This window comes from Lysobacter sp. H21R4 (assembly GCF_015277535.1).
Lineage (GTDB): Bacteria > Pseudomonadota > Gammaproteobacteria > Xanthomonadales > Xanthomonadaceae > Novilysobacter > Novilysobacter ciconiae.
In genome coordinates this window covers 688,701-707,606 of sequence record NZ_CP063772.1, presented here as the reverse complement: position 1 = coordinate 707,606, position 18,906 = coordinate 688,701, and the positions used below count along the sequence as shown (strand labels likewise).

16 protein-coding genes are annotated in these 18,906 nt (G+C 67.4%); 2 read left to right on the top strand and 14 right to left on the bottom strand.

Annotated elements, in window-relative coordinates; all coding sequences use genetic code 11:
• Positions 1-99 precede the first annotated feature (99 nt).
• From INQ40_RS03170 to INQ40_RS03150, 5 genes are all read right to left on the bottom strand, one after another.
• Positions 100-2,001 carry a type IV pilus secretin PilQ family protein gene (locus INQ40_RS03170; RefSeq protein WP_194342390.1) on the bottom strand — a complete coding sequence of 634 codons (1,902 nt, stop codon included), beginning with the start codon at positions 1,999-2,001 and terminating at the stop codon, positions 100-102.
• Between the two features lie 64 nt (positions 2,002-2,065).
• Entirely contained in the window at positions 2,066-2,620 is a 555-nt protein-coding gene (locus INQ40_RS03165) for a pilus assembly protein PilP (protein ID WP_194035114.1), read from the bottom strand.
• Positions 2,620-3,285, bottom strand: a complete 666-nt coding sequence (pilO, locus tag INQ40_RS03160; RefSeq protein ID WP_194341704.1) for a type 4a pilus biogenesis protein PilO — start codon at positions 3,283-3,285, stop codon at positions 2,620-2,622. Before pilO ends, INQ40_RS03165 begins: the two co-directional genes overlap by 1 nt.
• The gene (locus tag INQ40_RS03155; protein ID WP_194341702.1) at positions 3,282-4,043 is read right to left on the bottom strand and encodes a PilN domain-containing protein; all 762 of its coding nucleotides are present in this window, start codon (positions 4,041-4,043) and stop codon (positions 3,282-3,284) included. The genes pilO and INQ40_RS03155 overlap by 4 nt, the downstream gene beginning before the upstream one ends.
• The gene (locus tag INQ40_RS03150; protein ID WP_194341700.1) at positions 4,043-5,101 is read right to left on the bottom strand and encodes a pilus assembly protein PilM; all 1,059 of its coding nucleotides are present in this window, start codon (positions 5,099-5,101) and stop codon (positions 4,043-4,045) included. Before INQ40_RS03150 ends, INQ40_RS03155 begins: the two co-directional genes overlap by 1 nt.
• A gap of 244 nt (positions 5,102-5,345) precedes the next feature.
• On the opposite strand from INQ40_RS03150, the gene INQ40_RS03145 reads away from it, so the two are divergent.
• Together INQ40_RS03145 and INQ40_RS03140 are read left to right on the top strand one after the other, a co-directional pair.
• The gene (locus tag INQ40_RS03145; protein WP_194341698.1) at positions 5,346-7,835 is read left to right on the top strand and encodes a penicillin-binding protein 1A; all 2,490 of its coding nucleotides are present in this window, start codon (positions 5,346-5,348) and stop codon (positions 7,833-7,835) included.
• Between the two features lie 45 nt (positions 7,836-7,880).
• Positions 7,881-8,540: a hypothetical protein gene (locus tag INQ40_RS03140; protein WP_194342389.1), complete on the top strand. Its 660-nt coding sequence runs from the start codon at positions 7,881-7,883 to the stop codon at positions 8,538-8,540.
• Between the two features lie 63 nt (positions 8,541-8,603).
• Here the strand turns inward: INQ40_RS03140 and INQ40_RS03135 are convergent, their stop codons facing one another.
• From INQ40_RS03135 to gmk, 9 genes are all read right to left on the bottom strand, one after another.
• Positions 8,604-9,896 carry a citrate synthase gene (locus INQ40_RS03135; RefSeq protein ID WP_194342388.1) on the bottom strand — a complete coding sequence of 431 codons (1,293 nt, stop codon included), beginning with the start codon at positions 9,894-9,896 and terminating at the stop codon, positions 8,604-8,606.
• A 251-nt stretch (positions 9,897-10,147) separates the two neighbouring features.
• Positions 10,148-10,390: a type B 50S ribosomal protein L31 gene (locus INQ40_RS03130; protein ID WP_194341696.1), complete on the bottom strand. Its 243-nt coding sequence runs from the start codon at positions 10,388-10,390 to the stop codon at positions 10,148-10,150.
• A gap of 75 nt (positions 10,391-10,465) precedes the next feature.
• A complete protein-coding gene (locus tag INQ40_RS03125) occupies positions 10,466-11,407 on the bottom strand; it encodes a nucleoside hydrolase (protein WP_194341685.1) in 942 nt (313 codons plus the stop codon).
• Positions 11,404-12,822: a M28 family metallopeptidase gene (locus INQ40_RS03120; RefSeq protein WP_194341683.1), complete on the bottom strand. Its 1,419-nt coding sequence runs from the start codon at positions 12,820-12,822 to the stop codon at positions 11,404-11,406. Before INQ40_RS03120 ends, INQ40_RS03125 begins: the two co-directional genes overlap by 4 nt.
• Before the next feature lie 102 nt (positions 12,823-12,924).
• Entirely contained in the window at positions 12,925-15,060 is a 2,136-nt protein-coding gene (gene recG / locus INQ40_RS03115; RefSeq protein WP_194341681.1) for an ATP-dependent DNA helicase RecG, read from the bottom strand.
• Positions 15,053-15,436 (bottom strand): RidA family protein, encoded by a 384-nt coding sequence (locus INQ40_RS03110; RefSeq protein WP_194341679.1) that lies wholly within the window; start codon positions 15,434-15,436, stop codon positions 15,053-15,055. The genes recG and INQ40_RS03110 overlap by 8 nt, the downstream gene beginning before the upstream one ends.
• A gap of 48 nt (positions 15,437-15,484) precedes the next feature.
• A complete protein-coding gene (locus INQ40_RS03105; protein WP_194341677.1) occupies positions 15,485-17,665 on the bottom strand; it encodes a bifunctional (p)ppGpp synthetase/guanosine-3',5'-bis(diphosphate) 3'-pyrophosphohydrolase in 2,181 nt (726 codons plus the stop codon).
• Between the two features lie 192 nt (positions 17,666-17,857).
• A complete protein-coding gene (rpoZ, locus tag INQ40_RS03100) occupies positions 17,858-18,157 on the bottom strand; it encodes a DNA-directed RNA polymerase subunit omega (RefSeq protein ID WP_043957870.1) in 300 nt (99 codons plus the stop codon).
• A gap of 101 nt (positions 18,158-18,258) precedes the next feature.
• The gene (gene gmk, locus INQ40_RS03095) at positions 18,259-18,888 is read right to left on the bottom strand and encodes a guanylate kinase (RefSeq protein WP_194035103.1); all 630 of its coding nucleotides are present in this window, start codon (positions 18,886-18,888) and stop codon (positions 18,259-18,261) included.
• Positions 18,889-18,906: the final 18 nt, after the last annotated feature.

Sequence of the window (18,906 nt, the reverse complement as noted above, 5' to 3'; positions counted from 1 at the left end):
CCCAAGTGGGCGTGACGGGTTCAACGCGTTGCCGTCGACGTTCAGCGTCCACCAAAAAAAACGGAGCCCGAAGGCTCCGTTTTCCGTTCCACCGCCGGATCAGTTGCGGTGGTTGCGCTGCGACACTTCCAGCACCTTGGGGGTGACGAAGATCAGCAGCTCCGCCTTCTCCTTCTGGCGACCCTTCTTCTTGAACAGGTTGCCAAGGAAGGGGATGTCGCCCAGGAACGGCACCTTGCTCGCGTCTTCGCGGTCGCGGAACTCGTACACGCCGCCGACCACGACGGTCTGGCCGTCTTCCACCAGCACCGCGGTGTTGACTTCGCGGGTGCTGATCTGGGGCACGTCGCCGATACCGGTCTTGACGAAGCCCTCGATCTCGTCCTTCTTGACGTTGAGGTTGAGGAACACGCGGCCGTCGTTGGTGATGGTCGGGGTCACCTTCATCTCCAGCACGACTTCCTTGAACTGCACGCTCGGGGTCGCCACGCCGCCTGCCGTCGCCGGCTGGATGGTCACGTAACCCACTTCCTGACCCTGCTTGATGATCGCCTCACGCTGGTTGCTGGTGACGATGCGCGGGTTGGAGATCACCTCACCACGTCCCTGCGTCTGCATCGCCGACAACTCGATGTCGAGCAGGTAACCGGCATTGAGGATCGACAGCGCAACCGCGCCGGCGGGGTTGGCGACGGCCAGGTTGCTCATCAGGGCGCGCTCGATGATCGTGCCCGGATCTGCGTCATTGACCGAGTTCAGGTTGTCCTTGTTCGTCTCAAGTTTGCCGCTGAAACCCACGTTATTCTTGGTGCCGCTGACCCCAAACCGTGCTCCCAACTCACGCGAGAAGCTCTCCGTCGCCACCACGACGCGCGCCTCGATCACCACCTGGTCGACCGGACGGTCGATCACGGCGATGAGTTCCTTCATCTCGGCGACCTTCTTCGGGGTGTCACTGACCATCAGGGTATTGGTGCGATCGTCGGCGACCAGCCGGCCACGGGGTGACAGGAAGCCGGTGTCGGTGTTGCTGCTGCCACCGCTGCCGCCACCGCCGCCGCCCGAACCGCCCACGCCCTTGGCCTCGGTCAGCGCCGTGTAGATCTGGCCCGCGTTGTGGTAGTTGATCTGGATGTACTCGGTGACCAGCTCGACGCGGTTGGACATGGCGATCCGCGCGTCTTCACGGGCCTGCTCATGCTGGGCCAGTTCGGCCTGCGGAGCGACCCAGACCACGTTGCCGCTGCGGCGCTTGTCCAGACCCTTGGCCTGCAACACGATGTCCAGCGCCTGGTCCCACGGCACGTTGATCAGGCGCAGGGTGACGTTGCCCTGCACGGTGTCCGCGGCAACGATGTTGAGGTTGGATTCCTCGGCGACCAGCTGCAGCACGGTGCGCACGGGGACGTCCTGGAAGTTGAACGTGACCGGACGGCCACCGTAGACCTTTGTCTCCGTCGTCGCCATGCCCGTGGTTGCGCCCATCGCCGGCGCACGGCTCGACTTGGCCGCCGTGGCCACCTCGGCGCGCGGCACGATCTCGACCACGTAGTCCTTGCCGGTCTGGTAGGCCATCGACTCGAACGGACCGCCGGTGTTGAGTACCAGGGTGGTGCCACCGCCGCTGCTGCGCGCCTCGATGTTGTCCACCGGAGTGGCGAAGTCGGACACGTTCAGCGGTCGCTGCAGGTTCGCCGGCAGCGAGGCGTTGGCCACGTTGATGACCACCGAGTTGCCCTGGCTGCGCATGTCCGGCGCAGCACCTTCGCCGGTGAAGCTCAGGATCAGGCGACCCGCGCCCCCGTCGCCCCGCTTGAAGTCGATGTTGGACACCGACACGGTTCCCGGCACCTGTTTGGCGGGATCCGGGCTGGAGGCCGGGGCGACGTGCGCACCGGTCACCTGACCCGGTTCGGCGCCCACCGGTCCGGCGGCATGGACACCGCTGACGGCGGCCATCGCCCCCAGCAGCAGGCCCAAACCTGTATTGCGGAGCACCATGGGGCGCTGCGCACGTGGCGATCGTATGGCTTTGTAAACGGTCATCGTGCTAATTCCCCAATCCTTATTGATCTTCCAAGGTGAGCGACGCCGGACGTTCCAGCCAGCCCCCCGCACCGTCCGACACCAGTTCCACCAACTCGATGCGGTCCTCGAACACGCCGGTTACCCGGCCGTCGCTCTGACCCATGTACTCACCCCGGGTCACTTTGTAGGTCACCTTGTCGGGCGCCATGACCAGGGCGACGGTTGCACCGCCGCGGCCCAGCGTTCCGACCATGTCCAGCGAATCCAGCGGGAACTGCTCCAGCGGCACCTTGCGCCGGTCCGAGTCCGGCCGCGGGCCGCCGCCGTTGTCGCGGTCGGTAAATGCATTGCTGAAAGGATCCCGCAGGCCGTGCGCGGCATATTCGAAGGTTTCGAACTGCTGCATGATCGGCAAGGGATCCAGCGGTGGAGCCGGTCGCGTCTTGACGTCGGCGACCCAGCCCTCCAGGTTCGGCGCGTCGCCGTAGGTGCTGGTCACGCCGCGGGTGCAGCCGGCCACGGCCACCAGGGCCACGGCCACCAGCAACAGGCGTGGCGCTCCCGCACGGCGGCGGATGGTCGAGTTGCCCATCATTTTGCCCCCTTCTTTTCAGCATCCGCGGCAGCGCTTTGCTCCGCCATTTCTTCCTCGTCCAGGTAGCGGTAGGTCTTCACCGTTCCGGCCAGTTCCAGCGGCGAGTTGGCGGTGATGCCGGTCTCTTTCGCGGCGCCGCGCGGCTTCAGCGAGATGTCGTGCATCGTCATGATCACCACCCGTGGCAGCGAGGCCACGCCGCTGACGAATCCGCCGAACTGGTGGTACGAACCCACCATGCGCAGGGAAATGGGCTTCTCGGCGTAGAACTCCTTGGGCTGCTCGGGACCGGGCTGGAACAGCTCGTTGGTGATGCCCGTCGCCAGCGCGGTCTGCGAGATGTCCACGATCAGGTCGGGCATCTCGGTCTTGCTTGGCAACTGGCGCAGCATCTGCTGCAGCTGCTGCTCCATCTCGGCCAGCTGCAGCTTCAGCGGCTCCAGGTTGGACGCCCTGCCCTGCTTGGTCTCGAAGGTGCTGCGCAACTCGGTTTCGGTCCGCTCCAGGCCCTCCAGGGTGTCGCGCTTGTCACGCACGAACAGCCACCAGCTGAGGCCCACGATCAGCAGGACCAGGATCACGCACAGGCCGACCTTGGCCTGTTGCGGCCAGCCGCCGATGTTGTTGAAGTCCAGTTCCTTGATATTGATTTTCTTGCTCACGACGCGGCTCCACTCTCAGGGGCATCGACCGGTTCGGCGGCGTCCTCGCTGGTCTCATCCGCGGGTGCGGCAAGGTCGGCAGCGTCTTCGCCGCGAGCGGCGTCGCTCAGCGGGGTGATCGTCGCGGCCGCCGGGACCGCGACGCCGTCGACGGCGGGCTCGGCCTGGGCGATCGGACCGTCGGCAATGCCATCGCCGTCCTCGTCACTGGGCGCGCTGGGGTTGGCCAGCTTGACCTGCAACTTGAACTCGTACGGCAGACCCTGTTCGAAGCCCTTGGCCTCGATGATCGAGAGCTCGGGGCGGGTCATCCAGCCCGAACCCTCCAGGTTGCGCATGTAGGTACTGACGCGTGCATTGGACTGCGAGCGTCCTTCCAGGGTGAGCGTCTCGTTGTCCTGCTTGATCGAGGTCAGCACGACCCCGTCAGGGATGGTGCGCACCAGTGAATCGAACAGATGGACCATCTGCGAACGGTTGGCCTGCAGCTCCTCGATCACTTCCTTGCGCGCCAGCAGCTGGGACTTCTTGCGGTCCAGCTCGTCGATCTCCTCGATCTTCTTGTCGACCTCGGCGATCTGCGCCGTGAGGTAATCGTTGCGCTCGGTCTGGCCCTCGATCTGGGCGTTGTGGTACCAGATGATCAGGAACGAAAGCACGACGGCGCCCAGCGCCGACAGCGCCAGCAGCATCATGGTGTCCTTCTGGCGCTGCTTGCGGCGCTCGGCGCGCCACGGAAGAAGGTTGATCCGTGCCATCAGTCGAAACTCCTCAATGCCAGGCCGCACGCGATCATCAACGCCGGAGCGTCCTGAGCCAGCGCATGCGCCTGCACCCGCGGCCCCAGCGTCATGTGGGCGAGCGGGTTGGCAACCATCGTCGGCACGCCCAGCTGCTCCTCGACCAGTGGCGCGATGCCGGCGATCGCCGCGCAGCCGCCGGCCAACACGATCTGGTCGACGCGGTTGTGCTCGCTACCGGCATAGAAGAACTGCAACAGGCGGCTGACCTGCTGCACCAGGGCCTCCTTGAACGGATCCAGGGTCTCTGTCTCGTAGGTCTCCGGCAGTCCGCCCTGACGCTTCGCCAGACCGGCTTCCTCATAGCTCAGGCCGTAACGGCGCATGATCTCGTCGGTCAGCTGTTTGCCGCCGAAGACCTGCTCGCGGCTGTAGATGCTGCGGCCCTGGCGGATGACGTTGAGCGTGGTCATCGTCGCGCCGGCGTCGATCAGCGCCACCAGCCCGTCGCGCGGGATGGGCAGCTGATCGGCAATCAGGGCGAAGGCGTTCTCGATCGCGAACGCTTCCACGTCCATGACCTGGGGGATGAGCCCCCCAAGCTCGAGCACGGAGGCACGGACCTCGACGTTCTCCGAGCGCGAGGCGGCCAGCAGCACCTGCACCGACTCCGGGCTGCCGGGCATCGGCCCGAGCACTTCGAAGTCGAGGTTCACTTCCTCGATCGGGTACGGCACGTAGTTGACCGCTTCCAACTCGACCTGGGCTTCCAGATCATCGCCGTCCAGCTCGGCCGGCATCGGGATCACCTTGGTGATCACCGCCGATCCGGAGACTGCTGCTGCGGCGTGTTTGGCGCGGGTGCCCGAGCGCGCCATGGCGCGCTTGATCGCCTCGCCAACCGCCTCGGGTTCCACGATGTTCATCTCCACCACCGCGTTGGGCGGCAACGGTTCCACCGCGTAGTGCTCCACGCGATACCGGTTGCCTGCCCGCGACAGCTGCAGAAGCTTGACCGCAGTCGAACTGATATCCACGCCGACGAGTGCCGGCTGGCTCTTCTTGATGACGCCCAAAGTTATCTCCCCTTGCCATCAGATGCTGTACGCACCGCTTGTGGCCGACCCTTAGATAACGGACTTTTCACAAGCCCGCAAGCACTTCCATCCCCAACTGCCCACCAGTGCCCGTTTCTGTCGCAAATGGGCTTGCCCCGGTCCGCAGTATTCCAGACCTGCGCCGCATTGTCTTGAGGCGCAGCAGCCGCAGGATGCTCCTCTATACTTCCCGATTGCCGAAACCGTCATCCGGACTCACTCGATGCTTCTTCGCTTCCGACGTTTCCTGCGCTGGGCCGTGCTGGCGGCAATTGGCCTTGCGGTCCTGGGCGTGCTCGCACTGGCGACCGTCTACTACCTGATCTCGCCCAAGCTGCCCGATGTGGAATCGCTGCACAACGTCGAGCTGCAGGAGCCGATGTACGTGTACGCGCGCGACGGTCGACTGATGGCGGTGTTCGGCGAGACCCGGCGCTACCCGGTCGATATCGCCGATGTGCCCGAGCACCTGAAGCAGGCGTTCATCGCGATCGAGGACAGCCGCTTCTACGAGCACAACGGCGTTGACTACCGGGGCGTCGCGCGCGCCGTGTGGCTGCTGGCCACCACCGATGACAAGCGCGTCCCCGGCGGCTCGACGATCACCCAGCAGGTCGCGCGCCAGTTCTTCCTGAGCTCGGAGTACAGCTACACGCGCAAGATCGCCGAAATGATGCTCGCCTGGCGCATGGAAAACGAGCTGTCCAAGGACGAGATCCTCGAGCTTTACCTCAACAAGAGTTTCTTCGGCAACCGCGCGTACGGCGTGGCTGCGGCGGCGGAGTTCTATTACGGCAAGAAGCTCGACGAACTGGACCTGGACGAGATTGCCTCGCTGGCCGGAATCCCCAAGTTCCCGTCCAGCGGCAATCCCCTCAGCAATCCGGACCGCGCGAAGATCCGTCGCGACTACACCCTGCAGCGCATGGCCGAACTGGGCTTCATCAGCGCTGCCGATGCCGCGTCGGCGCGCGCGGTGGCCATGCATGCCAGCCCGCACGAGCCGCCGCTGCAGATGTATTCGCCGTACGTGGCCGAGATGGTGCGGCAGGAGATGATCGCCCGCTACGGCGCCGAAGCGCTGACCCGCGGCTACCACGTCATCACCACCATCGACCCGCAGATGCAGGCCGCGGCCAACCAGGCGGTCCGCGACGGGCTGGTGATCTACGACAAGCGCCACGGCTGGCACGGCGTGGAGCAGCACTTCGATCTGGCCGAGGATGAAGACGTGGCGACGGTGCATGCGCGGCTGCGCACGGTCCCGGTGCAGTCGGACATGCTTCCCGCCATCGTCCTGTCCACGGCCGGCAACGGCGCGAGCGTGGTCCTGCCCAGCGGACGCGAAGTCACGCTGGAGAAGGGCCAGGGCTGGGGCGGGCGCACACCGGCGCAGCTGCTCAAGCGCGGCGACCTGGTCCGGGTACACCGGGTCGCAACGCCTGCGAAGGACGCCGACGGGGATGCGGCGGAACCGGAACTGCCGAAATACGAGTTGACCCAGCTGCCGCGCGCGGAAGCGGCGCTGGTGTCGCTGGAAGCCGACACCGGCGCATTGCGCGCGCTGTCGGGCGGCTTCAGCTTTGCCGGCAGCAAGTTCAACCGCGCCACCCAGGCGCGGCGCCAGCCGGGCTCCAGCTTCAAGCCCTTCCTCTACGCCGCCGCGCTGGAGCAGGGCTTCAACCCCGCATCGGTGGTGCTGGACGCGCCGGTGGTGTTCAAGGACCGCCGCGGACGCGAGTGGCGCCCGCAGAACGACGACGGCCGCTTCTCCGGACCCATGCGCCTGCGCGAGGCCCTGGTGCGCTCGCGCAACCTGGTCTCGGTGCGCCTGCTGGACACCATCGGCGTCAACTACGCGCGCAAGTACATCAGTCACTTCGGCTTCGAGGAGGCGAGCCTGCCGCCCAACCTGTCGATGTCGCTGGGCACCGCTTCATTGACCCCGCTGTCGGTCGCGCGCGGTTATGCGGCGTTTGCCAACGGCGGCTTCCTGGTCGAGCCGTGGTTCATCGAAGAGGTTCGCGATCGCGACGGCGCGGTGGTGTTCAAGGAGAACCCGGCCACGGCCTGCCGCAGCTGTCGCGGCACGGATGCGGCATCGGCGGCGCCGGTCTCGGCGGTCGTGGGCGGATTCAATCTGGGGCCTGCCACCGCCGCCCCGGTCGAGAGCGCACCCGAGGCGGAAAAAGAACCGGCAGCGCCTCCGCGCGAGGACATGATCGTCGCCCCACGGGCCATTGACGGCCGCGTCGCCTACCAGATGGTCTCGATGATGCGCGACGTCGTCCAGCGCGGTACCGGCGTGCGCGCCAAGGTGCTGGGTCGCGAGGACGTGGGCGGCAAGACCGGGTCCACCAACGAGCATCGCGACGCGTGGTTCTCCGGATTTGGCGGCGAGCTTGCAACGACCGTCTGGGTCGGCCGCGACAACTTCAAGCCGCTTGGGCGTGGCGAGTACGGCGGCGCGGCGGCACTGCCGATCTGGATCGACTTCATGCGCGCGGCGCTGGAGGATCGTCCCGTCAGTCCCAACACTCCGCCCGATGGCATGGTGCAGGTGCAGGTCGCGGCCAACGGCACGCTGATCCCGGGCGGAAGCGGCGGCCTGACCGAGTGGGTGAAGGTCGAGGACCTGGAGCGCATGCAAACCGACACCGCGTACTATGACGAGTCAAACGAGCCCGCCGAGGAAACCTTCGACATCTTCTGACGCACCGCGCGTCGCAATGGGAGGCAGACCGTGTCAAAGCGCCCCCTGAAAACCGCCCGCTCCGGCCGCCGCGAATCGCACTCGCGCATCCGCGATGGCGTCGCCCGCGAAGCGGCACGACTGATCAGCACCGGCGAGGCCGGCAACTATCCGCAGGCCCGGCGCAAGGCCTCCGAGCGACTGGGCGTGATGGACAGGACCCTGCTGCCGGCAAATGAGGACATCGCGCAGGCGCTGCAGGACTACCAGCGCCTGTTCCGGCCGGACACTGCGGCGTTGTCGCGGCGCTACCGTGAGGCGGCGCTGGAAGCCATGGAGTTCCTCGCCCCCTTCCAGCCAAGACTGACCGGACCGGTGCTGGAGGGCACCGCCGATGCGCAGAGCGTGGTCACCCTGCACCTGCACGACGATGACGCCGACGCGGTCGCCCACCACCTGCAGCAGCACGACATCCCTGCCGACGCCGATCGGGTCCGGTTACGGCTGGACGCGCACCGCGAGGACACCTTTCCGGTCTGGCGGTTCTTCGCCGGCGATGTCGCCTTCGAGCTGGTCGGCCTGCCATCGCTGCAGGTCCGTCAGGCGCCATGGGCGCGCGGCGACGACCAGCCGATGCGCCGCGCCAGCGCGGCCCAGCTGCGGCGCCTGCTGCAGGATCCCGACGTGGCGCCGGACACCGCTGCGGGCAGCTCACCGCACGCATGAAAAACCCCGCTCGGGGCGGGGTTTCATTGACAGCGTGAAGTCAGCGGGCGGCCGGTAGACCGGTCAGCGCTTGTCCACGCCCACGTAGTCACGGTTGGCCGGACCGGTGTAGATCTGCCGCGGACGACCGATCTTGTTCTCCGGATCGTCCTGCTGCTCCAGCCAGTGCGCGACCCAGCCGGCGGTGCGTGCGATGGCGAACATCACGGTGAACATCTCCACCGGGATACCCAGCGCCTTGTAGATGATGCCGGAGTAGAAGTCGACGTTGGGATACAGCTTGCGCTCGACGAAGTAATCGTCCTGCAGCGCCGCCTCTTCCAGCTTCATCGCCACGTCCAGCAGCGGGTCGTTGATGCCGAGCTCGCCGAGCACCTCGTGGGTCATCTTGCGCACCAGGGCGGCGCGCGGATCGTAGTTCTTGTAGACGCGGTGGCCAAAACCCATCAGGCGGAAGCCCGAATCACGGTCCTTGGCGCGGTCCACCGCCGACTGCACGTTCTCCGGGCGGCCGATCTCGGTGAGCATCTTCAGCACCGCCTCGTTGGCACCGCCGTGCGCGGGGCCCCACAGCGCGGCAACGCCAGCGGCGACGCACGCGTAGGGGTTCGCGCCGGTGGACCCGACCAGGCGGACCGTCGAGGTGGAAGCATTCTGCTCGTGGTCGGCGTGCAGGATGAACAGCAGGTCCATCGCCTTGGCCGCAATCGGGTTGAGCTCCAGCGGCTCGCTCGGCACCTCATAAAGCATGTGCAGGAAGCGGGTGGTGTACTCGAGGTTGTTGCGCGGATGGTTCAGCGGCCAGCCGACCGAATGGCGGTAGCACGCGGCCGCGATCGTCGGCACCTTGGCGATCAGGCGGATGGCGGCCAGGCGGCGCTGCGCCGGATCCTCCAGGTCGAGTTCGTTGTGGTAGAAGCTCGCCATCGAGCCGAGCATGCCGACCAGCATCGCCATCGGATGGGCGTCATGGCGGAAGCCGCCCAGGAAGCCGGTAAAGGCCTCATGGATCATCGTGTGATGGGTGACGTCGTGCTCGAAAGCGGCGAAGCCGGCCTTGTCGGGCAGCTCGCCGTTGATCAGCAGGTAGGCAACTTCGAGGAAATTGGACTTCTCGGCGAGCTGCTCGATCGGGTAGCCGCGATACAGCAGCACGCCTTCTTCGCCATCGATGTAGGTGATGGCCGACTTGCAGCTGGCGGTGGCGGTGAAGCCGGGGTCGTAGGTGAAGCAACCGGTGGCGCGCGGCACCTTGGCGATATCGATGCACGGAGCGCCCAGGGTCGGGTGCTGGACCGGCAGCTCGACGGTCTTGCCGCCAACGGAGAGAGTGGCCTGATCGGCTGAGGCGTTCAGGCTGGACGACGAATCGGACACAAAATGCTCCTGCTGTCTGCACGTTCGCGCACGGCGCGAAACGGGAGGGGGACAAAGGATCGCAACCAATGGCGAACACCCAATTATCGCACAATGCCCTACCGCATGGACGCGGCAGCGGTCGCCACGGGTGGCCCGATGCGTTGCGCAGGAGTCGCTGAAAGCAACAACGGCCGCCTCTCGGCAGCCGTTGTCATAACCCGTTATACAGCGCGTTGCGCCGCCGATGCTTACTTGGCGTAGCGCTTGCGGAACCTGTCCACGCGGCCACCGGTATCCATGATCTTGTGCTTGCCCGTGTAGAACGGGTGCGAGGCCGACGAGATGTCGATCTTGATCAGCGGGTACTCGTTGCCGTCTTCCCACTTCACCAACTCCTTGCTGCCAAGGGTCGAGCGGGTCAGGAACTGGAAATCGCTGGTCACGTCCTGGAACACGACTTCGCGGTATTCGGGATGGATGCCGGCTTTCATTGGCACTCACCAATCTATGCGGAAGGAAGCTGACAATAATAGCGGGCTTTGCATGGACGGTGCAAGTCGCGCGGCTCAGGTCGCGGCCAGGGCAGCCTGCACGCGCCGCTGGAAGCGGGGTCGGTCGTAGCGCAACAGGATCGACGCGTTGCCGCCTGCGTCGGACTGCTCAACGCGCCAGTCTACCACCGTCGCCCCGCGGGTGTGACGCCCTTCCGTCTCCACCACCAGCACGCGCCGGGCGACATCGAGCGCGCCTTCGGGCTCCAGTGCGTGGGCCATGGCGAGCGCGTCGGCGGCGTACCAGTCATCGCCGCGCCGATCGGCGGACCACTCCCGGGTCTTGCGAGAGATCGCGTCAAAGAATTTCGCGCGCGGGCTGCCGGCGGCGAGCCACTGCAGCACCTCGCCGTGCGGGAGACCGTGGGAAATCGTCGCCTCCCAGTCGACCAGCTCGAAGTGCGGGAACGCGGACAGCACGATATGCGCTGCCTCCGGATCGAAGCCGATGTTGAACTCGGCGTGTGCGGTCATGTTGCCGTGGCCGGTGACCGCCCCGCCCATCACCACCAGCCGGCCGATCCGCGAGGGCAGGCCCGGGTCGAGCTTGAGCGCCACCGCCAGGTTCGTCAGCGGGCCGAGCGCGACCAGCAGCAATTGGCCTGCGTACTGGTGCGACAGGCGCAGGATCGCCAACGCGGCATGTTCGGATTCGGCCTGGCGCTGCGAGGGCGCGTGGCCGACATCGCCCAGGCCGTCCTGGCCGTGCACATACGCCGCGTCCACTGCGGCGTGCAGCAGGGGCGATGCGCAACCGGCAAACACCGGGACATCGACGCCCACCACGTCGCAGATCTTCAGCGCGTTGGCGACGGTGTGCGCCAGGCCGACGTTGCCGGCAGCGATCGTCAGGCCGACGACCTCGTGCCGCGGATCGTTGAAGGCCATCAGCAGGGCGAGGGCGTCATCCACGCCGGGATCGGTGTCGATGAGCAGGGGGATGCGTTGGTCAGTCATGGTGTGGCTTGGTTTTCCTTGATGGGTTCGCGCGCTGCCGTCTGATAGCCGCCAAAACTGCCGGCGGCGCCGGGGAACACCACCGGGCTTTCGGCGCCGTCGGTGGACACGGCGGCAACGCCGAAGAAGTAGTTGTCGATGACGACGTTGCTGAGGGTGTACTGGGAGACGTTGCCGACGTAGCGGCTGTGGCTCCACTGGGGCTCGGTGGTGAGCCGCCAGTACACTTTGTAGCCGGCCAGGTCGGGCGCCTGCGCGGCCGGGACGGGCGACCAGCGCAGGGTGGTGTCGGCCGTTACAGCGCCCTCGATCTCGACATCCGCCGGCGGTGGTGGCGCGCCGGTCAGCCCGGCCAGCGTCACCGCATTGAGCGCCGTCAGCTTGGCGGCGTAGGCGAAATCGACGCCGTCGATGGTATCGCCGTAGACAACGCCGTCCTCGGTGCGCAGATCCTGGTGCTGGCGATGGTAGTGCTCGTTGGTTTCCATCACCCGCACGGCCGGTGCGCCGATGTCGTTGAACGGGCGATGGTGGCCGCCACGTCCGAAGCGGTCCAGCCGGTAGACCATCATCACGTCCAGGTTGGGCACGTAGAGGTCGGCCATCCGGTCGATGTAGCGGGCCAGGTTGCGCGAGGGCGAGTCCACCTCGCCGCCGGTGAAGCGCCGCGCGGTGGCCTGCTCCGGGGTTTCATTGAAACGCGTGCCCTCGGCGAACACCCGCGCGGTCGTGTTGTCGATTACGCCGTTGATTCCGGCGATGTTGCCGATCATGTCGTTGTTGAGGACCGCCTCGATCCGCCAGCCGTTGTCGATCGCGTGCCGGGCAAGGATCTTGCCGCCGAACAGGCCCTGCTCCTCGCCGGCGAGCGCGGCGTAGACGATCGAGCCGGCAAACCGATGCTTCGACAGCACCCGCGCCGCCTCCAGGGTGCCGGCGACACCGGATGCGTTGTCGTTGGCGCCCGGAGCGTCGGAGGTCGCGTCCATCACGTCCGATACGCGTGAATCAATATCGCCGCTCATGATGACGTAGCGGCCCGGGTCGCTGCTGCCGCGCTGTATCGCGATCACGTTGACGATCTCGACCGGATCCGCGATGCGATTCTCGCCGGAGACCACTTCGCTGACGTAGCGCACCTCCAGGCAACCGCCGCACTGGGCCGAGATGCGCTCGAACTCGGCCTTGATCCAGCGCCGCGCCGCACCGATGCCGCGCGTGTCGGACGTCGTATCGGACAAGGTGTGGCGGGTGCCGAACCCCACCAGGGTGCGGATGTCGGCCTCGATGCGTTGGGCCGAGGGCGCGGTGCCGATCTGTTCAAGCTCGGGCTGGGTGGCCGGCGGCACCGGCGCGGCCGCGAGCGCGGACAGCGGCAGGCACAGCAGCAAGGCAGACATCAGCTTGGACCGCATGCGTGGATCTCCGGGGCAGGCGTGGTCAGGACTGGGTGGCGCTGATTGGCAGCGTCGCGGGCCGATCACCATAACGCTGAATCCGCGTCGCGGCACCGGAGATCATGCGCCGGCATAGCGCACGGCGGTACCGATCCAGCGCGCCACGATGCGTTCGGCGAGCTCGGGCGAATCGCGCAGCAGCCGCTCGGCCAGCTCATGCACCTGCGGCAGCAGGTCGGCGTCGCGCGCGAGGTCGGCGAGGCGGAATTCGGCAAGGCCGGTCTGGCGGGTGCCCAGCAGCTCGCCGGGGCCGCGCAGCTCAAGGTCCTTTTCCGCGATCAGGAAACCGTCGTTCGTCGCGCGCATGGTTTCCAGGCGCTGCCGGGCCAGCATCGACAACGGCGAGCGGTACATCAGCACGCAGCTGGAGGCCTCGCTGCCGCGCCCTACCCGGCCGCGCAACTGGTGCAGCTGGGCCAGGCCGAGGCGCTCGGCGTTCTCGATGATCATCAGCGAGGCGTTGGGCACGTCCACGCCGACCTCGATCACGGTCGTTGCCACCAGCAGGTCGATGCGCCCGGCCTTGAAGTCGGCCATGGTCGCCTGCTTCTCGGCGGCCTTCATGCGCCCGTGAACCAGGCCGACCCGCAGTTCCGGCAATCCGGTCGCCAGCGTCTCGAACGTGGTCTGCGCGGCCTGCGCCTCGATCTTCATCACCGCGCCGGGCTTGGCGTCCTCGTCGGGCTCGTCGATCAGGGTGCACACCCAGTAGGCCTGGCGACCCTGCGCGCAGGCGGCGCGGATGCGCTCGACCAGTTCGGGCCGCCGCTCACTGGCCAGCACCACGGTCTGCACCGGAGTCCGGCCGGGCGGGAGTTCATCGATCGACGACACGTCCAGATCCGCATAGGCCGACATCGCCAGGGTGCGCGGGATCGGCGTGGCGGTCATGACCAGCTGGTGCGGCACCGTGCCTGCGTTGCCGCCGGCCGCCCCGCCCTTGTCGCGCAGCGCCAGCCGCTGGTGCACGCCGAAGCGGTGCTGCTCGTCGATGATCGCCAGCGCGAGGTCATCGAAGACGACACTCTCCTGCATCACGGCGTGGGTGCCGACCACCACCCGGGCCGCACCGGAGGCGACGTCCGCCAAAGCCTGCTGCCGCGCCTTGCCGGTGACCTTGCCCGCCAGCCACGCCAACGAAACGTCCAGCGGATCCAGCCACTCGCGCAGGTTGGCCAGGTGCTGCTCGGCGAGCAGCTCGGTGGGCGCCATCAGGGCCACCTGGCGGCCGCTGGCGACCGCCACCAGCGCGGCCAGCGCGGCGACGACGGTCTTGCCCGAGCCCACATCGCCCTGCACCAGGCGCAGCATCGGCGAGGACCGGGCCAGATCGGCGCATATCTCCGCAAAGACGCGCTGCTGGGCCCCGGTCAACCGGTACGGCAGTTGTCCCAGCAACTTGCCAGCGAGTCTCTGGTCCGCCAGCGCAGGCGCGCGATGGGCCTGCTGGGCGATCCGCTGCCGGCGCAGGCTGAGGTGGTGGGCGAGCAGTTCTTCCAGCGCCAGCCGACGCTGGGCCGGATGGGTGCCGGCCAGCAGGGCGCTGACGTCGGCTTCGCGCGGGGGGCGGTGCACGGTCAACAGCGCTTCGCGCAGCGGCGGCAGTTCGGCGGCGTCGGCGAGCAGCTCCAGCGTCGCGCTGTCGGGCAGCCGGTCCAAGGCCAGGCCGATCAAGCGGCGCAGGGTGACCGGACCGATGCCTTCGACGGTCGGATACACGGGATCGAGCGCATCGCCGAGCTCGTCCCCGCCCGAGGCTTCAAGGACTTGGTAGCTGGGATGCACGATCTCCAGGCCCTGCTGGCCCGGGCGCGGCGTCCCGTAGCAACGCAGCGGCGCGCCGACCGCGAACTGCGCCACCTGCGCGGCGCGAAAGTGGAAAAACCGCAACACCAGTCCGGATCCGGAATCATCGGTGATCGCGACGCGCAGCACGGGGCGGCCGCGGAAGCCACGCTCGACGGCCACCACCCGGCCCTCGACCTGCGCCGCCACGCCCGGTCGCAGGTCGCGGATCAGGGTCAGGCGGGTGCGGTCCTCGTATTGCCGCGGCAACTGGAACCACAGGTCCTGCAGGGTATGCAGATCGCGGGCGGCGAGCTTCTCGGCCATCCGCGGTCCGCAGCCGGCCAACGCGGTCAGCGGGGTCTCGCCCGCTGCCGCCAGCGCCGGAGGTCGACGGGCGGTTCTAGCCAAGGACGAGGATCGCGTCGACCTCGAATGCCGCGCCCTTGGGAAGGCCGGAGACCTCGATGGTGGAGCGCGCCGGGTACGGGGCCTGGAAATACTCGGCCATCACCGCATTGACCGCGGCAAATTCGCCCAGGTCGGTGAGGTAGAGCCCCAGTCGGGCGACTTGGGCCAGCGATCCGCCGGCCGCTTCGCAGACGGCCTTGAGGTTGTCGAACGACTGCCGCGCCTGCGCGGCCACGTCGCCGTCGACGAGCTCACCGGTCGCGGGGTCCAGCGGGATCTGGCCGGACAGGAACACGGTCTGGCCCATGCGCACGGCCTGGGAATAGGGACCAATCGCCGCCGGGGCGTGGTCGGTATGGATCGGGGTGCGGGACATGCAGGCTCCAGAATCACGGGGGACAGCCGGCATTGTAGAAGCGCCGGCTCAGATGCGCTGCACGCCGAGCACCACGCTGAGCCGGCGCACCTTGCGGATCACGTTGGCCAGGTGGCGCCGGTCCTTCACCTCGATCGAGAACCGCAGCACCGCGACGTTGATGTCGCGCTCCAGGTATTCCACCCGGTCGATGTTGGATTTGGCGTCCGCGATGGCGGCCGCGACCTGCGCCAGCGCGCCGGGGCGGTTGTCGACCTCGATGCGCAGCGCCGCGCTGAAATCGCCGCTGACCGTGTGGTCCCAGCCGATCGAGACCCAGCGGTCCGGCGACTTGCGGTACTCGGCGACGTTGGGGCATTCCTTGCGGTGCACCACGATGCCCTTGCCGGCGGTGTGGTAGCCCATGATGTCGTCGCCGGGCAGCGGCATGCAGCAGTTGGCGAAGCTGATCACGCCGCGCTCGCTGCCGGTGATGAGGATTTTTTCCTGGGTCAGCGAGGTGTGCGCCGGCGCGGGTGCGGCGTCCTCGCCCGGTGATCGGGCCAATGCGTAGGCGACCTGGCTGGGCATCTTGTTGCCCAGCGCGATGTCGGCCAGCAGCGCTTCCAGGCGCGGGTGGCGGCCCTCGTGCAGATAGGCGTCCAGGCGCGCAGCCGACACCCGCTCCAGCGAGCTGCCCAGCGCCTCCAGTGCCCGATCGAGCATCCGATGCCCCAGCTGGACCGCGTCCTCGTGCCCCATCTGCTTGAGCTGGTGGCGGATCGCGGTGCGCGCCTTGCTGGACACGACGTACTCCAGCCACTGCGGCTTGGGCGTGGACGACTTGGCGGTGATGATCTCCACCCGCTCGCCGTTGGACAGGCGCGTGCGCAGCGGCACCAGCTTGCCGTCCACCCGCGCCGCGACGGCGGTGTTGCCCACGTCGGTGTGGACCGCGTAGGCGAAGTCGAGCGCGATGGCGTTGCGCGGCAGCGACAGGATGTCGCCCTTGGGCGAGAACAGGTAGACCTCGTCGGGAAACAGGTCGATCTTGACGTTTTCCAGGAATTCCAGCGACGACCCGGTCGCGTGCTGGGACTCCACCAGCCCGCTGATCCAGTTGTAGGCGCGGTTCTGGGCACTGTTGGGGGCCTGCCCGCCTTCCTTGTAGGTCCAGTGCGCGGCCACGCCCTTCTCGGCCACCAGGTCCATCTCCTCGGTGCGCAGCTGGACCTCGATCGGCGCGCCATACGGCCCGAACAGCACCGTGTGCAGGGATTGATAACCGTTGGCCTTGGGGATGGCGATGAAGTCGCGGAACCGCGCATCCAGCGGCTTGTACACCGAATGGACGACGCCGAGCGCGTGATAGCAGTCGGCCACCGTGCGCAGCACGATCCGGTAGCCGAACACGTCCATCACCTGGGCGAAGCTCTTCGCTTCGGCGCGCATCTTGGTGTAGATGCTCCACGGTGATTTCACCCGGCTGATCAGGCGGTGCGGTATCTGCTCCCGGGTCAGGCGCTGGGCCAGGTTGGCCTCGATCTGCACCAGCGCTTCGCGGCGGACCATCGGCGCGGCGCGGATGCGTTTTTCCAGCACCGCGTGGCGGTACGGATGCAAGGCGCGGAACCCCAGGTCCTGCAGCTCGCTCTTGATCTGGTTCATGCCCAGGCGCTGGGCGATCGGCGCGTAGATCTCCAGCGTCTCGCGGGCGATGCGCTGGCGCGACTGCGGGTCCTTGGCCCCCAGGGTGCGCATGTTGTGCAGGCGGTCGGCCAGCTTGATCAGGATGACGCGCAGGTCGCGCGACATCGCCAGCAGCATCTTGCGGAAGCTCTCCGCATTGGCCTCCTGGCGGTCACGGAACTGCAGTTTGTCCAGCTTGGTCACGCCATCCACCAGCTCGGCCACCGTGGGACCGAACTGCGAGGCGATGTCGTCCCAGCCCAGCGCGGTGTCCTCGATGGTGTCGTGCAGGATCGCCGCCAGCAGCGTTTCCACGTCCAGGCCCTGCTCGGCGAGGATCCGCGCCACCGCCACGGGATGGGTGATGTAGGGCTCGCCGGAGCTGCGCATCTGCCCGGAATGCGCGGCGGCACCGACGACCCAGGCCTGGCGCAGCTGCGCACGCTGTGCATCGTCGAGGTACGCGGCCGCCCGCTCCAGCTCCAGCATGTACGCGGGAAGGGTCGCGGGATCCACGACCTGCAGGTCGGCGGTGCTGCAGACAGGCTCGAAAGAAGTCATTCAGGCAATTTACGCGTCGGACGGAGTGAAGCGCAACGCGGGCTTGCCCGCACCGGCAAGGCCGCGCGAGCAGCGCCCAGCGGCGCGGCCACGCCGGTGCGCAGCGCGCTTGGAGGAGCAGAAACACAAACGGCCCCGCCAGGGCGGAGCCGTTGCTGGAGGGTCGGCAGGCAGGCCGGCCCGACGCTGGCCTCAGTCGTCGCCCTTGGCCAGGTCCTCGTCGGTGACCACTTCGGCCGCAGCCCACTCCAGCGCCTCGCGCTCCTTGCGCTCGCGCTCGGATTTGTCGACCGCGTCGATAAAGTCGGAGTCGATCACGCGGGCGGCGATCTCGCGCAGGGCGAGCACGGTCGGCTTGTCATTGCCCTCGCTGTTGTCGAGCTTGGGCTCGACGCCGTTGGCCAGCTGGCGCGCGCGCTTGGCGGCCATCATGACGAGTTCGAAGCGGTTATCGACCACTTCCAGGCAATCTTCTACGGTAATGCGGGCCATGGGGCTCCTGGCGGCCGGCGGGCCGTCATGCAGATGCAAAGGGGACGGGATTGTAACGATTCACCGGGCTACAAGCAAGTTGTCGCTTGGGAATCAATCAGTTAGCGGGCTTCGGGTTCATTGGCAAGCAATGCGGTGATCAATTTCCCGTGGCGCGCGACCTGGGCCTCACGGCGCAGCCGGCTGGCGGTGAAGATCGCGCACATCTCATCGACCGCGGTGTCGAAGTCCTCGTTGACGATGACGTAATCGAACTCCGCGTAATGCGACATCTCCTCGCGGGCGGCCGCCAGCCTGCGCGCGATCACCTCCTCGCTGTCCTGGCCGCGGTTGCGCATGCGCTCCTCCAGCGCAGCCCGTGACGGCGGCAGGATGAAGACACTGACCGCCCCGCGCAGCTTGTTGCGCACCTGGCGTGCGCCCTGCCAGTCGATCTCCAGCAGCACGTCCTTGCCGCTGGCCAGTTGCGGCTCCACCGACTGGCGGGCGGTGCCCTTCCAGTCGCCGTGGACACGCGCGTGCTCGAACAGGTCGCCGGCCTCGACCATGCGCTCGAAAGTCGCTTCATCGACGAAATGGTAGTGCTCGCCGTTGACCTCGCGCGGCCGCTCTGGGCGCGAGGTGAACGAGATCGACAGGCGGATGTTGGGATCGCGCGCGAGCACCGCGTTGACGATGCTGGACTTGCCGGCGCCCGAAGGCGCGGCAACGATAAACAGGGTTCCGCGCATGCTCATCGGCTGCTGGCC